The organism is Sulfobacillus sp. TH-112 (assembly GCF_057473405.1).
Genome location: NZ_JBYCKN010000094.1, coordinates 1 through 16,296, shown reverse-complemented (window position 1 = coordinate 16,296; position 16,296 = coordinate 1). Strand labels below are relative to the sequence as shown.

Sequence of the window (16,296 nt, the reverse complement as noted above, 5' to 3'; positions counted from 1 at the left end):
TGGTGGAAAGACTACTGCAACTCTCAGAACGTACCCGAGATGTGATCATGCCCGGATATACCCATATGCAAACAGCCCAGCCCATTGTGATGGGCCATCACTGGCTCGCCTATGCTTGGATGTACACGCGAGACTGTGATCGTGTGCACGATTGGGCAATCCGAGCTCACAAATCGCCACTAGGTGCGGGCGCTCTTTCCGGCACTTCCTATGCCACCGATCCACAATTTGCGGCACAACTCTTGGAGTTCGAGTCACTTTATGACAATTCCATTGATGCCGTGTCGGATCGGGACTTTCTTCTGGAATTTCTAAGTTTTTCGAGCCTTTTGATGGTGCATGTTAGCCGCATGGCGGAAGAATTGGTGTTGTGGTCAACCCAAGAATTCGACTACATCCGCATCGGGGATAGTCACAGCACCGGTTCGTCCATCATGCCGCAAAAGAAAAATCCTGATGTGGCAGAACTGATGAGAGGCAAAAGCGGACGTGTGTTTGGCCATCTCACAGGTCTTTTGACCATGATGAAAGGCCTCCCTTTGGCGTATAATTCGGACATGCAAGAAGATAAAGAGGCGATTTTTGACACCGTCGATACGGTAAATCACGTACTCGCGATCATTCCTGGTCTCCTCAATAGCCTTGACATCAATCGCGACCGTCTATATCAACAGGCCAGCAAACACTTTATTGAAGCCACCGATTTAGCCGACCGACTGACCCGTGAACGAAAACTGCCATTTCGCGAAGCCCATCATCGGGTCGGCCAGATCGTGACTCACCTTCTTGAAGCGGGATGCGATCGGTTTAACCAAGTTTCTCCCGAGCTCTGGGGTAAAATTGCCCCAGACATTCCCTACGATTGGCTTTCTGCGCTTTCTCCCGAGGCGCTCATTCTGGTCCGCAGCCAATCATTTGGTACCAGCCCTGTCGCCATCGACAATCAAATCATCCGATTGCAAGACTGGTTAACGATAAACCAGGGCCGTCATCACGCCGGCCATCAGGCTCCCGCCTACGGCGCCACCTTATTCCATGGTAATGCCGTCACATAACCGCTTTTGTTGGTTAAATATAAGGTGTGGTCAAGAAGCATCGGCGACATGGAGGTATAGACACCGCCGAGGTTAGTCACCTTCAGAATCCGTCCGGTGGCGGCATTAATGGCGAAAACCTCTCCGGTTTGGGTCAGCGCAATGACCGTGCCGTGTGCCACCAATACAGCAGATGACACTGGACTGGAGAGCGCGTCATTCCATACGACCGCTCCGGTACGCGCATTGAAGGCCACTTCATCGTTAGTAATCGGGCTCCCAATAAACACCATCCCATGCGCATAGACAGGGGCGCCCACCTCGATGTTGAGAGGAAGATGTCCTACCGGCTTCGGCGCCTGCATAATCTTGGTCCATATCAGCGTACCGCTTGTATTCACAGCAATCACTTTCACCTGGGGATCAGTCCAAGATCCAATGGTCGAGGTCGTATAGATCATATTATTATGCGCAGCCAATGAAGAATCGTCGAGTCCCGCAATCACATGATAGAAACGATGCTTGAAGATAATTTTCCCGGTATGGATGTTAATACCATACATGGCATAGGGATGAGCCCCGCTCACAATTAAGGTAGAGCCCACAATCACAGGCGATGCCATACTCACGTAAGAGCCAATGGGAGCACCCCAAATTTCTTTACCCGTTTTGGCATTTAAGTCTAAGACAATACCGTCCCCGTTAGCGACAAAAATCTGCCCGTTTTGATAGACAAAGGTCGGCATATCCTCGCCTAACGTAGCTCGCTTCCAAATGATTTGCCCCGTCTTGGCATTAATGGCATAGATCGCATTCGATCCTACTCCACGAACAATATGCCGAGATGAGAGCGTGAGCACACGCGAACTCTCAATGGCATTAAAAACCTCATTACCTGATCCCACATACACCACCGAGTTGGCCACCACAGGTTGCGTCATCACCCAGTTGTCGAAATGCTGTTCCCACAACAGTCGGCCATGAGCGGCACCCAACGCGTATAAGATCCCATACTGATCTTCTGGCCAGGTCGATCCGATGCTGACGGCGAAGACACGCCCGTCCGCTTCAGATGATAGGAGGAGTGGTCGATTGACGGTATAGGTCCACTGTGTAGACGCCGCAATCGTGCCTGGAAGAATATCATTACTGGATTCGGAATAGCCAAATCGAGCAAAGGTCTTGGGTCCAGCATGGGTTGAAGGCTGTTTTACGGCCGAAAAAGGAGTCCAAATCAACAATACCAGTGCCGCAAAAAAAACAATTCCTAGGGATGAAAATAGCATCCCTAATTTTGATGTGCCGTGTTCCTTAGAGGCCATCATGTCACCGTCCTCTCAAGCTCTCTCATCGTCTCGTTTTCTCACTGATAGCCATGAATACTATGTATTCAACATGCGATATCGATGATTCTCTGTGAAGTTTCTCATGAATTTCAAGAAATGGCTATCCTTAGCCGCGACAGTATACATCCTCTATGATTGGTTAGGGGAATCTTCAGCTATCCATGGCGAATTGAGCCGTCTTCGGGTGATCTTAGATACGGTTCCGTTCGGAATGGACCGCTCTTTTGCAGTGGTCATGCCATTGACCGGTTGATCGAGACCCATCGCGTGCAATACGTGAAATGTCATAGTGGTGGCATGATTCAAAATCTCGATCAGTGCTGGGCCTTCGCCGTGATCCCAAAACCCTGGCCGTGCATCATCTCGCTCCATCCGTTGTGCCGACAGCATAAACAAATGCGTAATCTCATGCATTAGATTCGGTTCATCGCGGTAAACTGGCCGTTCCTCCGACGGCGGCTCCGTTGCCTGTGACATAAAATTCCCCACCTCAAAGCATCTCTCCGCCGTTCATTATAGTCTCCTTAATGCCGCTAAAAAAGTTTCCAACAAACCATCGAGGGCGATGGGTAAATTACTCAGATCATTGCGTTTATTTAATGAAACTTATGCCACGCGCTTAGTATTTGGAGGAAGCACTCCGTGGAACCCCACCGCTATGCGATCCGGCATGAGGATCACACTCCGCTTAAAGAAGAAAATGAACTGATCAATGGTGAGGCATATTTCGCATATGAGATGCCTAAAAAAAACACCACGGTCACGGACCGACCGCACGGTTAAGTAGGCGCGCGTCGTGAGTGATCATATCCGAATCAGGCTCAGAATGAATTTGGTCGTTATCTCATTCGCCCTCTTGGCACAAGTCATCGTCGGACCCTAGACACGCTGCATAACTCTCCACGGTATGCGCGTAAATCTCGTGATCCTGCCACTTTCCTTGAATGTGCAAATAATGGCGAGACAAACCTTCGTGGACAAATCCATTCTTTAAGACCACCCGGATCGACGGTTGATTATGCGGCATGATAGCAGCTTGAACGCGGTGAAGATTTAATGGTCCAAACGCTTCCTGCAAGACCGCCTGAACCGCAGCGGTTGCGATTCCCTGACCTTGAGCACGCGCATCGATCCAATAGCCCAAGGTCGCATTTTGCCACGCGCCGCGGACGACATTGCTTAGCGCCACGCGTCCAACCAACTGGTTTGCCACCGTTACAGCGAAAGCGTAACCCTGATCGTCATCCCATCGTTTGAGATCGGTGCTGATGAGGTCTCGTTGAAATGCTAGCGTGAAGAATTCATCATTTCGAATCGGCATGAAGGGGTCAAATGCGTTGCGATTGAAGCATTGTATTTCGAAAAGTGCTTTATCATCCTTCATCGTAAATGGTCGTAGGTTCAGATTCTCAATATGTCGCACAATGTCTTTCAACTAGCCGCCCCCCGATGACTATGCTAGCATCTCCCTTCTTCGCCAACAAGGGCTAGCAGACACGCTCTAGAAAAGGCGTGTCTGCTAATAGTTTCAGCCTATCCGGGATTCGCCGGCGCTGGCAATACCCCAGGAGGATTCACGGTAACTAAGGTGCCATAGTGGACTAAGGGATAAAGTTCTTGACCGATAGCTGGGGGAAGTTCTACACACCCTAAACTTTGCGGAAAGCCATAGGACGCCCGCACAAAGGCATGCACCGCATCGCCGCCACTGAAATAGTTGATCCAGTGCACAGGATCGGCATAAGGAACCCCATTAGGATTAAGTCCCCGCATAATTTGAAAGGGCAACCGCTCATAAATCGGAAAAGTGCCAAGCGAGGTCGGTGTGACAGCAATCCCGGTGTTGGCCACGCTTTGAATCGCCAGTTTGCCATTCACCCACAGTTCCATGGTTTCCGGCAGTGTTTCGGTCACATCAATGTAAGTATATCCATCCGGACTCACTTTACCAGCCACCCGATCTTGAATAAGGGTTGCCCATACCCCGGGGCTCATCGTCCCCGTGACCGGCAAATTATTGACTCTCTCAAATTGCATGAGCGCCCCCTCGGTCACGACGGTCATTTCTCCTGGCTCCCACAACGATCGCAATACACTTGGCAAATCCGGATATTTCCACGTAAATGTCCCAATGGGAGGGTGATAAATGGTGGACTCTTCGTAGCTTAGCGTCCGCGCGACTGGCGTCGTTGACGGAGTCCAATTCACAGGCAAATACCCTTCCTCGGCCAATAGTTGCTGCAAACGCAATACCGACCCCGACGGGGTATCCCATGTCACTACCGCCGTTTTATCTAAGGTAGCGCCTGATACCGCGATAGGTCCCTTAACTCCCCCCGGAATAGTAATGGATACCGTAGCATCTGGGCCGAACCCTGTCACGCTATTGGGGACATACTCATATGTCGAGGCACTCATTTTGATCCACCGGCCTGGTACTTCTCCCTGAACCGTCCAATGAGCTTGATTGCTGATTCGCAGTGGCTGGCTAAAGACAATTTTAAACGGGCTATTAGGCGTGTCTCCCGCAATGCCTCGTCGTACCGTGACAAACGGTGCGCTTTTCCATTCTACCTTTTGCGGTAAACTGGCTTTCTCCCATGAACGCGCCTTGGCGGATACGGTAATCACGCCGTTTGTTCCGGCCTTGGGGGCCCTGAGCGGCAATGTAACTCGGCGCGTCGGATTTCGAAGCGCCATCACGGTCCCCCGCGAATTTCCGCTCGAATATAACACTTGACTCACTGGAGTCGCAAACATCAAAGTCAGCCCCGGGACCAAGTTTCTGTCGATTACTGGCTGCAACACCTGAGGAGCTTCGGGTGTAACCACCGGCAGTGACACCCGTTCTTCTTCCCATGGCAACCAAGACAATAGCGGAGGTCCCTTGATGGTCGCAATCACCATTCCAGCATCACGACTTTGGAGCGATTTCAGAGGATGCACGTACCCGTTAGAGAGAGCCAAAGAGATGCTACGATGGGCAGTAACAAAGTCGAGAGATTGCACCCTAGTGCCGAGGCCTGTGAGGCGCAACTCCGCCAATCCATGCACGCTCGTTCTCAGGCGACCTCCAGGAGAAATGACCCAAAGAGCAATGGCGATAGCAAGTAAGGGGAGACCAATATATAACAATCGTCGTTTCCTATGTGACCGACCTCGGTGGGCCGAATGAGTATTACTCACGAGTGACACCTCTCTTGCAAATTCTCTTTACAGATAAAACTCCACCACTGTGAACTATGTTGCACCACCAGAATTCGAACGGCAGAATTTTTTCACGACAGTCTTCACGCTCATACGCAATCGGTGTAGGATGTTTGTGCAATATGTCGAATAACACTCTTTTAAGAACTCATCATGACCATGTGGAAAGGATGATGGCGTGCAGTCGCGCTTGGGTCAGTCACTCATTCATCGGATTGTGCGATTAGGGATAGTCCTCTTCATCATTACGATTGGCATCACCTTCGTCGGTAGAATCCCCATCAACGATCAATACGCAACCATTCAACAACTCAGTACCCTAGACCAAGCCACCGCCCTAATAGACCTTTCTTTGGTCAACCAAGAGGCCGGTCAAAGAGGTTATGACTTGACTGGCGTCACGAGCTTTCTGGCTCCATTTCGAGAAGGGACCATCCAATTTCAAACGGCCTCTCGCAGTTTAGATTTTTGGGTCAAACGGTATCCTTCGATCCAAAAGCTCGCCTCTCGCACCATTCGAGCAGGTCAATACTGGCACCAGCATTATGGAATTCCTCAAGTGCACCAACGAGAAACGGGCGGTCGAGTATCCATCGAAGCATTACAAGCAGGAAAATCGCAATTAGATCAGTTTCGCCTGGATGCCGGTCGCCTGCACTCATTGATTGAAACCTTACAAACCCGCAGTATTCATCGGGTTCGGCAAATATCGGAATCCATTTTCCTTCTCAATACCGTCATCTTCGTACTTGCTTTTGGAACCGTCATTTCCATGGTCACCATCCAACTCAATCGTTGGATCGCTCCCTTAAACGAACTAGCCTACGCCACGAAAGAATATGCCGCAGGACGACTTGATACCATTCTGGCACCCAGCGGTTCATCAGAACTGCAGCCACTCTTTTCGAGCATCGATTCGATGCGAAACGCCATTCGGCTTCAGATTCAACACTATGGAGATCTGGCAAGAACCGACCCGTTAACGCAATTGGCCAATCGCCGCAGCTTAGAAGAGTACATGGATCGGGTACTAAGCGCTCCCGATACTCATCCTATAGCATGCCTCATGGTCGACATTGATCGTTTTAAACGAGTCAATGACCTATTCGGCCATCCGTCAGGAGATCTGGTGATTCAACAATTATCCCAAATCTTACTGCAAGAAACCCGTGCCCGAGATATGGTCTGTCGATGGGGTGGTGAAGAGTTTGTCGTGATACTGACTTGCACTTCAGGTGAATCGGCGGCCATCCTGGCCGAACGAATCCGCGTGCATGTGGCCTCCCGCATTACCGCACCACAACCGATAACCATTAGTATCGGGATTGCCACTCATGAACATGAAGAGTCATTCGATGCCCTGGTGCATAAAGCCGATCGCGCTCTCTATCTTGCCAAAGACCATGGGCGAAACCAAGTCCGTCAATATGATCCGTCCGATCCCACATCTTCCACGCAAGAGCCATGATTTTGAGGATATAATAGCAACATTGACAACCTTACTATTGGAGGATGGCGCAATAATGACCCGAAAAACACAAACTGTATTAGGAAGCCTAGCGATTACAGGGTGGGTTGTCTGGGCATTTATTCGCATGATTCCCCCGCACGCTATCATGCATGGCAAGACGTTCCACCATTATTGGATCTGGTCGTACGCTCACCTCGCCTATTCCGACATTTTTGCGCTCTATCAATCCCATGCCCTCTTCAATCATGCCTTTCCCTATATGGTCACTCCCATTCAGTACCCGGTACTAATGGGGTTAACGATGTGGCTTGCTGCGTTAGCCACCCAACCCCTGGCTTATTTTGCCATCACCGCCGCTTTCGTATGGATCTCGGCCCTCTTGGCACATTATTGGCTAGTACGGTGGAACTCTCGCGGTGCATGGGCATTTGCGCTAACCCCCATGTTATTAGTGTATAGCCTCTTAAACTGGGATGTTATTGGCATCTTTTTAATGGTGTTGGGGGTCTGGTTATATCAGCGAAAGCGCTATGACACGTCGGCCATCGTCTTTTCTATGGCCGTGTTCTATAAGCTTTTCCCCATTTTTTATTTACCTTTCATCGTGGTACAACTATGGAGTTCTCGAGAGAAACGTCGATTATGGCGCATGATTGCGATTTTTATAAGTACGTCGCTGGTCATCAATCTGCCTTTTGCCCTCACTAACTTTAGCAATTGGGCACTTTTTTTTGATTACAATGCCACTCGTTCCGTCCTCGCCGACGTGTGGAATAACCAGTGGATCCATGTGTCATCAGTGCCTTTAGTCGATTTGATTTCTCTCTTAGCCGTGTTGGTGACATTGGTCATTACGGCCCGCAATGTGTATCGAGGCGGCTCCATCTACCAGGCTGCAGCGATGCTGTTTGCCGTTTTTCTCATCGTCAACAAAATTTTTTCTCCGCAATATATGTTGTGGCTGATGGCCTTTGCTATACTCGCTGATTGGCCCCTTTGGACCATGGGATTAATGTCCATTGCCGGAATCATCGACTTCGTCAATTCCATGACCATTTTGCACCTAACCACCCCGCTGATTTCTGCTGTGGACGCCGACTGGTACGGCGCACATATTTTCCCGCTTGGCCTCCTCGCTCGTTATTTGACATTGGCGATAGCACCAATCGGTGGTTGGCTCCGCTGGAAGAACGCCCGGGAAGACGACCCGCCCATGCCCAATTTGGAAGATATGGGCGCTTAGCGATCACACCATCCGGACTCTGGCAATAGCAAATAATAGCAAATGGCGAGTAATGGGCTCTTCGGTGGTTCGCCGGTTCCGGATCCTTTTAATGAATCGTCTTATCCAACTATCTTTTGGTAACCAAAAGGTCGTTTATTCGTTATTGTTGAGTAGAATAGAGTTTGATACTAACGGAAATGAGGCCCCTCACCGTGGTGCTCCTTTGCTTGGCCCGCTTTTTCTGCAACTCCTCTTATATCCCATGCCAGAGGAGGTCGGGTTCATCATGCCCAAACCCCTAGAGGGCACCTCCCGCTATATGGCCGGGATGGACGGTCTTCGCGCTATCGCGGTTCTCGCTGTGATCGCATATCATCTCAATATTGGTTGGGCTTCGGGTGGACTTTTAGGGGTTGGAGTATTTTTCGTTCTCTCTGGATATCTTATTACCAATCTCTTAATGGCCGAATTTCGTCGCCATGGTCGTATTGAGTTTAAGTCCTTCTGGGTACGGCGCGCCCGTCGACTACTGCCAGCCCTCTTTATTATGTTGGCAGCGGTCATTTGTTGGGTCACCTTATTCGACCCCTCGGAAATGTCCAGTTTACGCGGAGATGTCTTAGCCGCGGCCCTTTACTTCAGCAATTGGTGGTATATCTTCCACCACGTCTCCTATTTTGCCAAATTTGGCCCACCGTCGCCCTTGACCCACCTGTGGTCGCTTGCTGTGGAAGAACAATTCTATCTTATTTGGCCCTTGCTATTGGCCCTAGGTCTACGATTCGTCAAGAAACGGAGTGTCCTCGTCTCACTCACCCTCACCTTAGCATTAGCTTCAGCGCTAGCGATGGCTCTCATTTATCAGCCTGGGAGCAACCCCAGTCGTGTCTATTACGGAACCGATACCCGCGCCTTTGGACTGCTCGTGGGGGCGGCTCTCGCCATGATTTGGCCGAGCGCGCAATTCAAAGAGGGAGACACTCACAAAGCGCCTCTCTGGCTTGATGTTCTGGGAATCGCCGGATTGCTCACCATTCTCGGCATGATTTGGCGCACTAACGAATATGAAACCTTTCTTTATCGCGGTGGACTGGCGTTACTCTCGATAGCTGCCGCTCTCACCGTGGCCGCACTAGTGCATCCATTCAGCCGTCTAGGACGCACACTTGCCGTAAAACCGTTGCGCTGGATGGGTGTTCGCTCCTATGGTATCTACCTATGGCACTATCCCGTCATTATTCTCACGACCCCGACCGTCGATACCGGAAGTTTTAATGTGATACGCGCTTTCTTACAGGTTTCTGCCAGTATCGGACTCGCCGCGCTTTCTTGGCACTTTGTCGAGGAGCCCATTCGGCACGGGGCCATCGGACGCTTCGTGGACCGCTGTCGGACTTCACGAAAAGGTCTTTATGGTGCTCTTCGGTGGCGAGGGTGGGTTGCCGGGATAGCCTCACTGGGTCTCATATCGCTCGCTGTCGGAGGACTCTCAGGGCTTGTTGACGCCGTCCCGACCGCACCGCTGCCGGTTCTCCTTCCCTCATCATCACCGCCATTAACAGCCCCCCCTTCCCCCAGCAGATCACTGCAACATCCTCCTTCTCCCTCATCGCGCACCTCTTCTAGTCCCCATGGAGAAAGCACCTCAGGCGTGACCTATTCATCCACCTCGGTTCCCACGTCATCCTCCCAATCCGGCAATGGAGTCACCGCGATTGGGGACTCTATCATGGTCGATGCCACACCCTATCTCAAAAAACTGCTGCCAGGCATTGTGATTAGCTCCCATATCGGCCGTCAACTATACCAAACCCCTCCCGTCATTGCGGCTCTCAAAGCCCATCATCAACTGGGCACTCGGGTCATTATCGAGTTGGGGACAAATGGCGCTTTCACAAAAGACCAACTGGTATCACTGCTACGGGACCTGGGACCCGTACAACAAATTATTCTCGTCAATACCCGAGTCCCTCGACCCTGGCAAAATGTGGTTAACAGCACATTGGCGCAGGTAGCCTCAACCTACCCGCACACCACTCTAGTGAATTGGTACACCTATAGTGCCAACCAAAATGGATGGTTCTATCCCGATGGAGTTCACCTCAATCCGACTGGAGCCTTAGCTTATGCCACTCTTATTGCTCGAGCCGTGGAACCGCCCCACGAAAGCACCAACGGCACCCATTCTTCCCCATGACTTGCCATTTTCTTCCGAAAAGGCGCTCGTATTGCCTCCCCTGCATATGCTAACTAAGGGGGATACGGTATCGCCAAATCTTGCACAAAAGCCTAAGGCAGACTCGATTCCCCCAATTCTTTTTAGGCGAAGGGAATGGAATCGATGCATCTCGCGTTCACCAAGCTTCATGGACTTGGCAATGACTATTTATATTTCGATCTTCGCACGATCGCGCTCATGCCGGACGATTGGTCCCAGGTAGCGTCCGTGTTTTGTGATCGTCATCGCGGAGTCGGTGCAGACGGTATTATTACCATTCATTCTTCCACCAGCCATGTGGCCACTATGCACATCTGGAATGCTGACGGGAGCCGTGCTGAAATGTGTGGTAATGGCCTTCGAGGACTGGTGAAGTGGCTCTATGATCGCGGGATTCGAGACTTTTCATCGGGAATCAAAACCGATGCGGGTATCCTATTCCCAGAAGTGCTCGCCACTGAGCACCAACGAGCCACCTCTATACGCATCATGATGGGATCTCCCGACTTCTCGCGAATAGCACTAGGCATTGACACGTCACCCGAGCCGTTTATTGAAGAGACGCTCCACGTTGGGCAACGCCAACTTACGGTGTCCGCCGTTTCTATGGGGAACCCTCATCTCTTCATCATGGGAAAGTTATGGTCTACGGTGCGCATGGCGCAACTAGGTCCTAAATTGGAACAACATCCGCTCTTCCCTCAACGGATCAATGTGCATTCGATGGAGATTAGAAGCCGCCAACAAATCCATCTTCGACACTATGAGCGAGGTGCCGGACAAACCTTAGCCTGCGGAACCGGCGCCGCTGCCGCCGCGGCACTAGGCTGGCGTCTGGGACTCCTCGACTCCCCGGTTGCCATTCACGTTCCCGGAGGATGGCTTTGTGCGGAAAAGAGACTGGGCAGTGCTGCTATATACTTAACCGGGCCTAGCGAAGAAGTGTTTAGCGGTGAAATCGAATGGCCATATCACTCCCTAATCTCAGCGAACACCACCTGACCTCCACAGTAATAGAAACAGCGAGCGCATTTATGGTTGGGAATAGCGTTCAACAAGGTGGCCACAGATATCGCCGTTATTCCCTGCTAACTCCGCCATATGCGGATAAATATGGAAAAACAGCAACACTTCAGGCCATCCCTCATGCCACCCATGATATAATCAAATATACCAGTATATTCCTTGTTGTCATTGGGAAAGATTTCATCGAATCCACAGCTATCAAACCGCAACGGGGGCGTGTCCTCATGTCAAGTTGGTCAAAAAACATTGGTTGGGTTGCACTTGCTTTCGTCGGAATCATCTGGATATTTGTCCATGCTGGGACGATCGCTTCTCATCCCAATTCAACCACCCCTGCAATCCATCACCAAACTCCCCACCATCACCGAGGGGGGCAAAAATAAGTAGGCTCTGGACCTAAGGGCCCAGAGCACTTGTCACATTTCTTCATTACCTGCCCTATAAGTAATTTCCAAAGAACCGCTTGACATCGTCCCACAATTCAAAGGCTGGCTTCTCCCGATAATTGGGCCGATAGTCGGCAAAAAAGGCATGTCCTGCGTCGTGATAGATCTTCACCTCGTGGGGAACCTTGGCCTGCATCAGCCGCTCTTCTAGAAGAGCGCCATCCGCCGGAGAAGGATTTTGATCCTCCTCACCGATCACCACCAAGATTGGGCAACGGATCTTCTCGACCAGGTTAATAATTGGCGTGGGCCGTGTGGGCGATGTCTCCTCAGTGGGCGTCGCCGTCCGTATAAATCCGCCCCAACAATCAACCGCTGCATCAATCATCGTCGACTGCGCAGCCATGAGCAGTGTTTGGCGGCCACCAGAACAAAAGCCTATCATCCCCACCTTCCCAGTGGAGTACTCCAACTGGCGAAGATATGCCACCGCACCCTCTAAATCACGTACAATCTGTGGGTCGCTCAAGCTAAACATTTTGTTAAACACCTCGTCATGATGAGACGCGTTAGGGGCTCCCACACGAGAATAGAGGTTCGGCGCCATGGCCACATAGCCCAGACTGGCGAATCGTCGCGCAACATCTAAAATATGGGGAACCGGTCCAAAGGCCTCGTGGATGACGATGACTGCAGGATAGTGGCCAGGCGCTTTGGGTCGCGCAAGGTAAGCCTCAATGTTCACGCCATCAACGGCAAATTGGATCTCTTCTGTCGCCAGATTGCTGGTATCCAAAACCTCTCCGGGCCAGGCCATCATGATCTCCTCCTCACTGCGCTTATCGATCCACGCTACTCATATCGGGATAGCGCGTTCCTGACGCAGCTCCACGGGGCAAGGCCTGAGAAATACGAGACAAGTCACTCGGTGTGAGGGTCACCTGTACGGCCCCGACATTTTCCTCTAAGTAGGCACGCCGTTTGGTTCCGGGAATGGGCACAATGTCGCTCCCTTGGGCCAGTACCCAGGCCAGTGCTAGTTGAGCTGCGGAAACACCCTTTTCTTTCGCCATGTCTTCGATGACCTGGACCAGGTGCAAATTCTTTTGAAAATTCTCTCCTTGAAATCGAGGCTGATTGCGACGATAGTCATCGGCTGGCAAATCATCAAAGGTCTTAAATCGCCCGGTCAGAAATCCCCGACCTAGCGGACTATAGGACACAAACCCTATTCCCAGTTCCCGCACCGTGGGTAAGATGCTCTCTTCTGGGTCACGGCTCCACAGGGAATATTCTGTTTGTAAGGCTGAAATAGGGTGCGTCTGATGGGCACGGCGGATGGTCTCTGGAGCCGCTTCCGACAATCCGAGATAACGCACCTTACCTTCTTTCACCAGTTCAGCCATCGCTCCCACGGTCTCTTCAATGGGCACAGTGGGATCGACCCGATGCAGATAGTATAAGTCAATGGTATCGACTTTGAGTCTTGCTAAGGACGCTAGTGCGGCCTTGCGCACATAATCTGGCCGACCGTTAATGCGAATAAACTTGCCATCGACGGAGCGTTCATTGCCAAATTTTGTGGCTAATACCACGTCATTGCGCCGTCCAGTCAGCGCCGTCCCTACTAACTGTTCATTGGTAAACGGGCCGTACATATCGGCGGTATCAATAAACGTGACCCCTAAATCAATGGCACGGTGAATGGTACGAATTGACTCATCATCGTCGCGGCCGCTATAAAAATCGGACATTCCCATACATCCTAATCCCATCGCGGATACGGTTAATCCTTGCCTTCCCAATGTACGCTGTTCCATCCCTCGCCACCTCCTCTTGTATCATAACCCAAGTTAGGTACTTTATTCCATGTGCTTACTAAATACAATTCATCGATCTCACGATGGTTCCCAGTGTTCAAGGATGAATCGATCGCGACCCGATCCCTGGCGATATCGCTGATAATGGTTGGGATTGGTACGGTAAAACGCCTGATGATATTCTTCCGCAGGATAAAACGGGGCCGCAGGCAGTATTTCGGTCACAACGGGCTTCTGAAACCGACCGCTGTGGGAAATCTCTTCCCGTGTCTCTTCCGCAAGACGACGCTGTGCATCCGATGTGAAATAAATGGCGGTTTGATAGGACGAACCTCGATCATAAAATTGCCCTCCGGGATCGGTAGGATCGATTTGGTGCCAGAAAATATCGAGCAATTCACGATAGCTAATGACCGTCGGGTCAAAGGTGATTTCGACCGCCTCACGATGCCCAGTCGTGTGAGAACAAACCTCCTCATAGGTAGGGTTCTCCGTCTTTCCGCCGGTATACCCGGAAATCACTCGTTCAACCCCAGGGTAACTGTCAAAAGGATGGACCATGCACCAAAAGCATCCACCAGCAAAAATCGCCTGTTCAAGCGGTTTCTTCTCTTCCAACCTCATCGCCTCCTCTTTCTTCCATTATAGCCTTCGCATCCATCCTTCCCCGGGTGATGTACGAGTATTTGTCGGCATCACCCGTATCCCCCATATCCCATTCCCCAATGCCAGTATCGTGTTCCCTCTGCATTCTACAGGGTACTTGAGCTATCGTTTGAGCGCCGTGTTCCACGAGGCGTGAAGGCCACTTGCGGAACGAGCCGTAGCTATCCCAGATTGGGATTCTTGGTAATGCCTCTCATCTTGAACCATGGCGACTAATTATGGGCGCGCGACACGACAATGCCGTTCTGTCTCTCGGACTTATGATCTAGTTCCTCTCTCCAGACGATTTTCATAGACGGTAATAGGGTAATTTGCGGCGTAGTAAGCCTTGCGCGCGCTGCATTCGTGGCCAAGTTGCTCGTGTCGTGAGTGTAAGACCTCAGGTGCTGGCTTAAATGGCAGGAATTTAGTCGCCTCGAAGAGAAGATTGCAGCACAGAGCATTTTGTTGAAAGGCGGATGACGATGGCTAAAAAACCCCACTATCTCCCTGGTTTTGCCCTCCATCGATTGCTATTACAAACCACGGGTCTCATAAAATCTGAAGACGTCATCGCTCAGACGTTAACCATTCCCAAGCTCACCGGCCCGGCGGAAATAAAGTGGAACGAGCTCGAGGTACCGACCATTGAGGCTGCCACCGCACTAGACGCCGTCCGTATCCAAGGCTATATACATGCGCGCATGCGAGGGTTCCAAATGGATTTTCTGCGCCGCATGCCGTCCGGTGAATTGGCCGAGCTGCTGGGTAGCGGTGCACTCCCGTATGACACCTTCATGCGCAAATTAAACTTGAGAGAGCATGCTCATTCCGCCATTGAGGCGTGGAATACGGAAACTCGCGCTATGGTGCAATCCTATCTTGACGGCGTTAATCATGCATTATCCCATGCGCCGCTATCGCCAGAATACCGGCTCCTTAAACTTAAGCCGCGTCCTTGGGACGAGGTGGATTGTAGCCTCATTACCTACTTCCTCTCATGGACACTCAACAGCATCTGGACCCGTAAGTGGGCGTACCAGCGGTTAAAGGATGATACCGATTTATTAGCGTGGCTATTTAGTGATATTCCAGGAACTCCGGACATTACTATCATTCCCCACACTGGTTCGCCCTCGTCATGGGGATCAACCGGCATTGGATCCAATAATTGGGTGGTTAATGGATCGCACACGCAAAATGGGCATCCTCTTTTAGCCAATGATCCCCATCTAGCCCCACAGCTGCCCTCTATTTGGTTTCAACTCCGGCTTACTGGCGGTCCCTTGGACGTCACGGGGGTCTCTCTTCCTGGATGTCCCGGCATTGTGATTGGACAAAACCAGTTCATCGCCTGGGGTGTTACCAACGTGGACCCCGACTGTCAGGATTTATTTCAAATTCACATGCAAGACGACACTCACTACCTCCTTGACGGAGACCTACAAGAGTTACAGTCTCGAACCGAAGAAATTCGGGTTCGTGGAGAAAACCCCAGGACGATCCAACTCGAATTGAGCCATGCAGGACCCGTTATTTATCGTGAACCAGATGGTACCCGCATCGCTTTTGGCTGGACGGGCCTTGCGCCAATTACCACGTTAAACGCCGCGTTATCACTGAACCTCGCGACCAACTGGAAAGAATTCGTGGACGCGCTTAAAGACTGGACGGTTCCAGCGCAAAACTTTGTGTATGCCGATCACGAAGGAAACATCGGTTATGTCTTAGCAGGACGCATTCCCACTCGTGAGAAGGGACCCCATTGGGGAGTAGCGGACGGCAATCGTACGGAGTCACTTTTTACCGGAACCATTCCGTACAATGATCTGCCTCGTCTCTTCAACCCCAGCGAAGGCTATATCATTACGGCCAACAATGCAGTTCAAGGGAGTAAGGGCAAACCACAGATTCATGC

At 51.1% G+C, this 16,296-nt stretch carries 13 protein-coding genes; 6 read left to right on the top strand and 7 right to left on the bottom strand.

The window, feature by feature from the left end; translation table 11 throughout:
• Positions 1 to 1,055, top strand: a 1,055-nt coding sequence (gene argH, locus ACOJWD_RS06135; RefSeq protein WP_486992340.1) for an argininosuccinate lyase, incomplete at its 5' end; no start/stop codon positions are given.
• Here the strand turns inward: argH and ACOJWD_RS06130 are convergent.
• The 4 genes from ACOJWD_RS06130 to ACOJWD_RS06115 form a co-directional block, all read right to left on the bottom strand.
• Positions 1,016 to 2,356 (bottom strand): outer membrane protein assembly factor BamB family protein, encoded by a 1,341-nt coding sequence (locus tag ACOJWD_RS06130; RefSeq protein WP_486992339.1) that lies wholly within the window; start codon positions 2,354 to 2,356, stop codon positions 1,016 to 1,018. The genes argH and ACOJWD_RS06130 overlap by 40 nt on opposite strands.
• 153 nt (positions 2,357 to 2,509) lie before the next feature.
• Positions 2,510 to 2,857: a hypothetical protein gene (locus ACOJWD_RS06125; RefSeq protein WP_486992338.1), complete on the bottom strand. Its 348-nt coding sequence runs from the start codon at positions 2,855 to 2,857 to the stop codon at positions 2,510 to 2,512.
• Between the two features lie 367 nt (positions 2,858 to 3,224).
• Complete coding sequence (locus tag ACOJWD_RS06120) at positions 3,225 to 3,815, bottom strand: GNAT family N-acetyltransferase (RefSeq protein ID WP_486992337.1); 591 nt, start codon at positions 3,813 to 3,815, stop codon at positions 3,225 to 3,227.
• A 98-nt stretch (positions 3,816 to 3,913) separates the two neighbouring features.
• Positions 3,914 to 5,515, bottom strand: a complete 1,602-nt coding sequence (locus tag ACOJWD_RS06115; RefSeq protein ID WP_486992336.1) for a L,D-transpeptidase — start codon at positions 5,513 to 5,515, stop codon at positions 3,914 to 3,916.
• Between the two features lie 250 nt (positions 5,516 to 5,765).
• Here ACOJWD_RS06115 and ACOJWD_RS06110 point away from each other — a divergent pair, with 250 nt between their 5' ends.
• The 4 genes from ACOJWD_RS06110 to dapF all read left to right on the top strand — a co-directional run bounded on the left by ACOJWD_RS06110 (position 5,766) and on the right by dapF (position 11,503).
• Positions 5,766 to 7,055, top strand: a complete 1,290-nt coding sequence (locus tag ACOJWD_RS06110; RefSeq protein ID WP_486992335.1) for a GGDEF domain-containing protein — start codon at positions 5,766 to 5,768, stop codon at positions 7,053 to 7,055.
• Positions 7,056 to 7,110: 55 nt separating this feature from the next.
• Complete coding sequence (locus ACOJWD_RS06105; protein WP_486992334.1) at positions 7,111 to 8,301, top strand: glycosyltransferase 87 family protein; 1,191 nt, start codon at positions 7,111 to 7,113, stop codon at positions 8,299 to 8,301.
• A 268-nt stretch (positions 8,302 to 8,569) separates the two neighbouring features.
• Complete coding sequence (locus ACOJWD_RS06100; RefSeq protein WP_486992333.1) at positions 8,570 to 10,480, top strand: acyltransferase family protein; 1,911 nt, start codon at positions 8,570 to 8,572, stop codon at positions 10,478 to 10,480.
• A gap of 135 nt (positions 10,481 to 10,615) precedes the next feature.
• Positions 10,616 to 11,503 (top strand): diaminopimelate epimerase, encoded by an 888-nt coding sequence (gene dapF / locus ACOJWD_RS06095; protein ID WP_486992332.1) that lies wholly within the window; start codon positions 10,616 to 10,618, stop codon positions 11,501 to 11,503.
• 462 nt (positions 11,504 to 11,965) lie between these two features.
• Here dapF and ACOJWD_RS06090 read toward each other — a convergent pair whose 3' ends face one another.
• The 3 genes from ACOJWD_RS06090 to msrA form a co-directional block, all read right to left on the bottom strand.
• Entirely contained in the window at positions 11,966 to 12,733 is a 768-nt protein-coding gene (locus tag ACOJWD_RS06090; RefSeq protein ID WP_486992331.1) for a dienelactone hydrolase family protein, read from the bottom strand.
• A gap of 19 nt (positions 12,734 to 12,752) precedes the next feature.
• Positions 12,753 to 13,733 carry an aldo/keto reductase gene (locus ACOJWD_RS06085; RefSeq protein ID WP_486992330.1) on the bottom strand — a complete coding sequence of 327 codons (981 nt, stop codon included), beginning with the start codon at positions 13,731 to 13,733 and terminating at the stop codon, positions 12,753 to 12,755.
• Positions 13,734 to 13,811: 78 nt separating this feature from the next.
• On the bottom strand, positions 13,812 to 14,357 hold the full coding sequence (msrA, locus tag ACOJWD_RS06080) for a peptide-methionine (S)-S-oxide reductase MsrA (RefSeq protein ID WP_486992329.1): 546 nt from the start codon (positions 14,355 to 14,357) through the stop codon (positions 13,812 to 13,814).
• Between the two features lie 506 nt (positions 14,358 to 14,863).
• Here msrA and ACOJWD_RS06075 point away from each other — a divergent pair.
• On the top strand, positions 14,864 to 16,296 hold a 1,433-nt coding region (locus tag ACOJWD_RS06075; RefSeq protein WP_486992328.1), incomplete at its 3' end, for a penicillin acylase family protein.

What these genes read in the sequence shown, in the direction of transcription:
- dapF (WP_486992332.1), top strand. Translation starts at nt 10,616, where the DNA reads ATGGAATCGATGCATCTCGCGTTCACCAAGCTTCATGGACTTGGCAAT.
- ACOJWD_RS06085 (WP_486992330.1), bottom strand. Translation starts at nt 13,733, where the DNA reads ATGGAACAGCGTACATTGGGAAGGCAAGGATTAACCGTATCCGCGATG.
- msrA (WP_486992329.1), bottom strand. Translation starts at nt 14,357, where the DNA reads ATGAGGTTGGAAGAGAAGAAACCGCTTGAACAGGCGATTTTTGCTGGT.
- ACOJWD_RS06130 (WP_486992339.1), bottom strand. Translation starts at nt 2,356, where the DNA reads ATGGCCTCTAAGGAACACGGCACATCAAAATTAGGGATGCTATTTTCA.
- ACOJWD_RS06100 (WP_486992333.1), top strand. Translation starts at nt 8,570, where the DNA reads ATGCCCAAACCCCTAGAGGGCACCTCCCGCTATATGGCCGGGATGGAC.
- ACOJWD_RS06125 (WP_486992338.1), bottom strand. Translation starts at nt 2,857, where the DNA reads ATGTCACAGGCAACGGAGCCGCCGTCGGAGGAACGGCCAGTTTACCGC.
- ACOJWD_RS06105 (WP_486992334.1), top strand. Translation starts at nt 7,111, where the DNA reads ATGACCCGAAAAACACAAACTGTATTAGGAAGCCTAGCGATTACAGGG.
- ACOJWD_RS06090 (WP_486992331.1), bottom strand. Translation starts at nt 12,733, where the DNA reads ATGATGGCCTGGCCCGGAGAGGTTTTGGATACCAGCAATCTGGCGACA.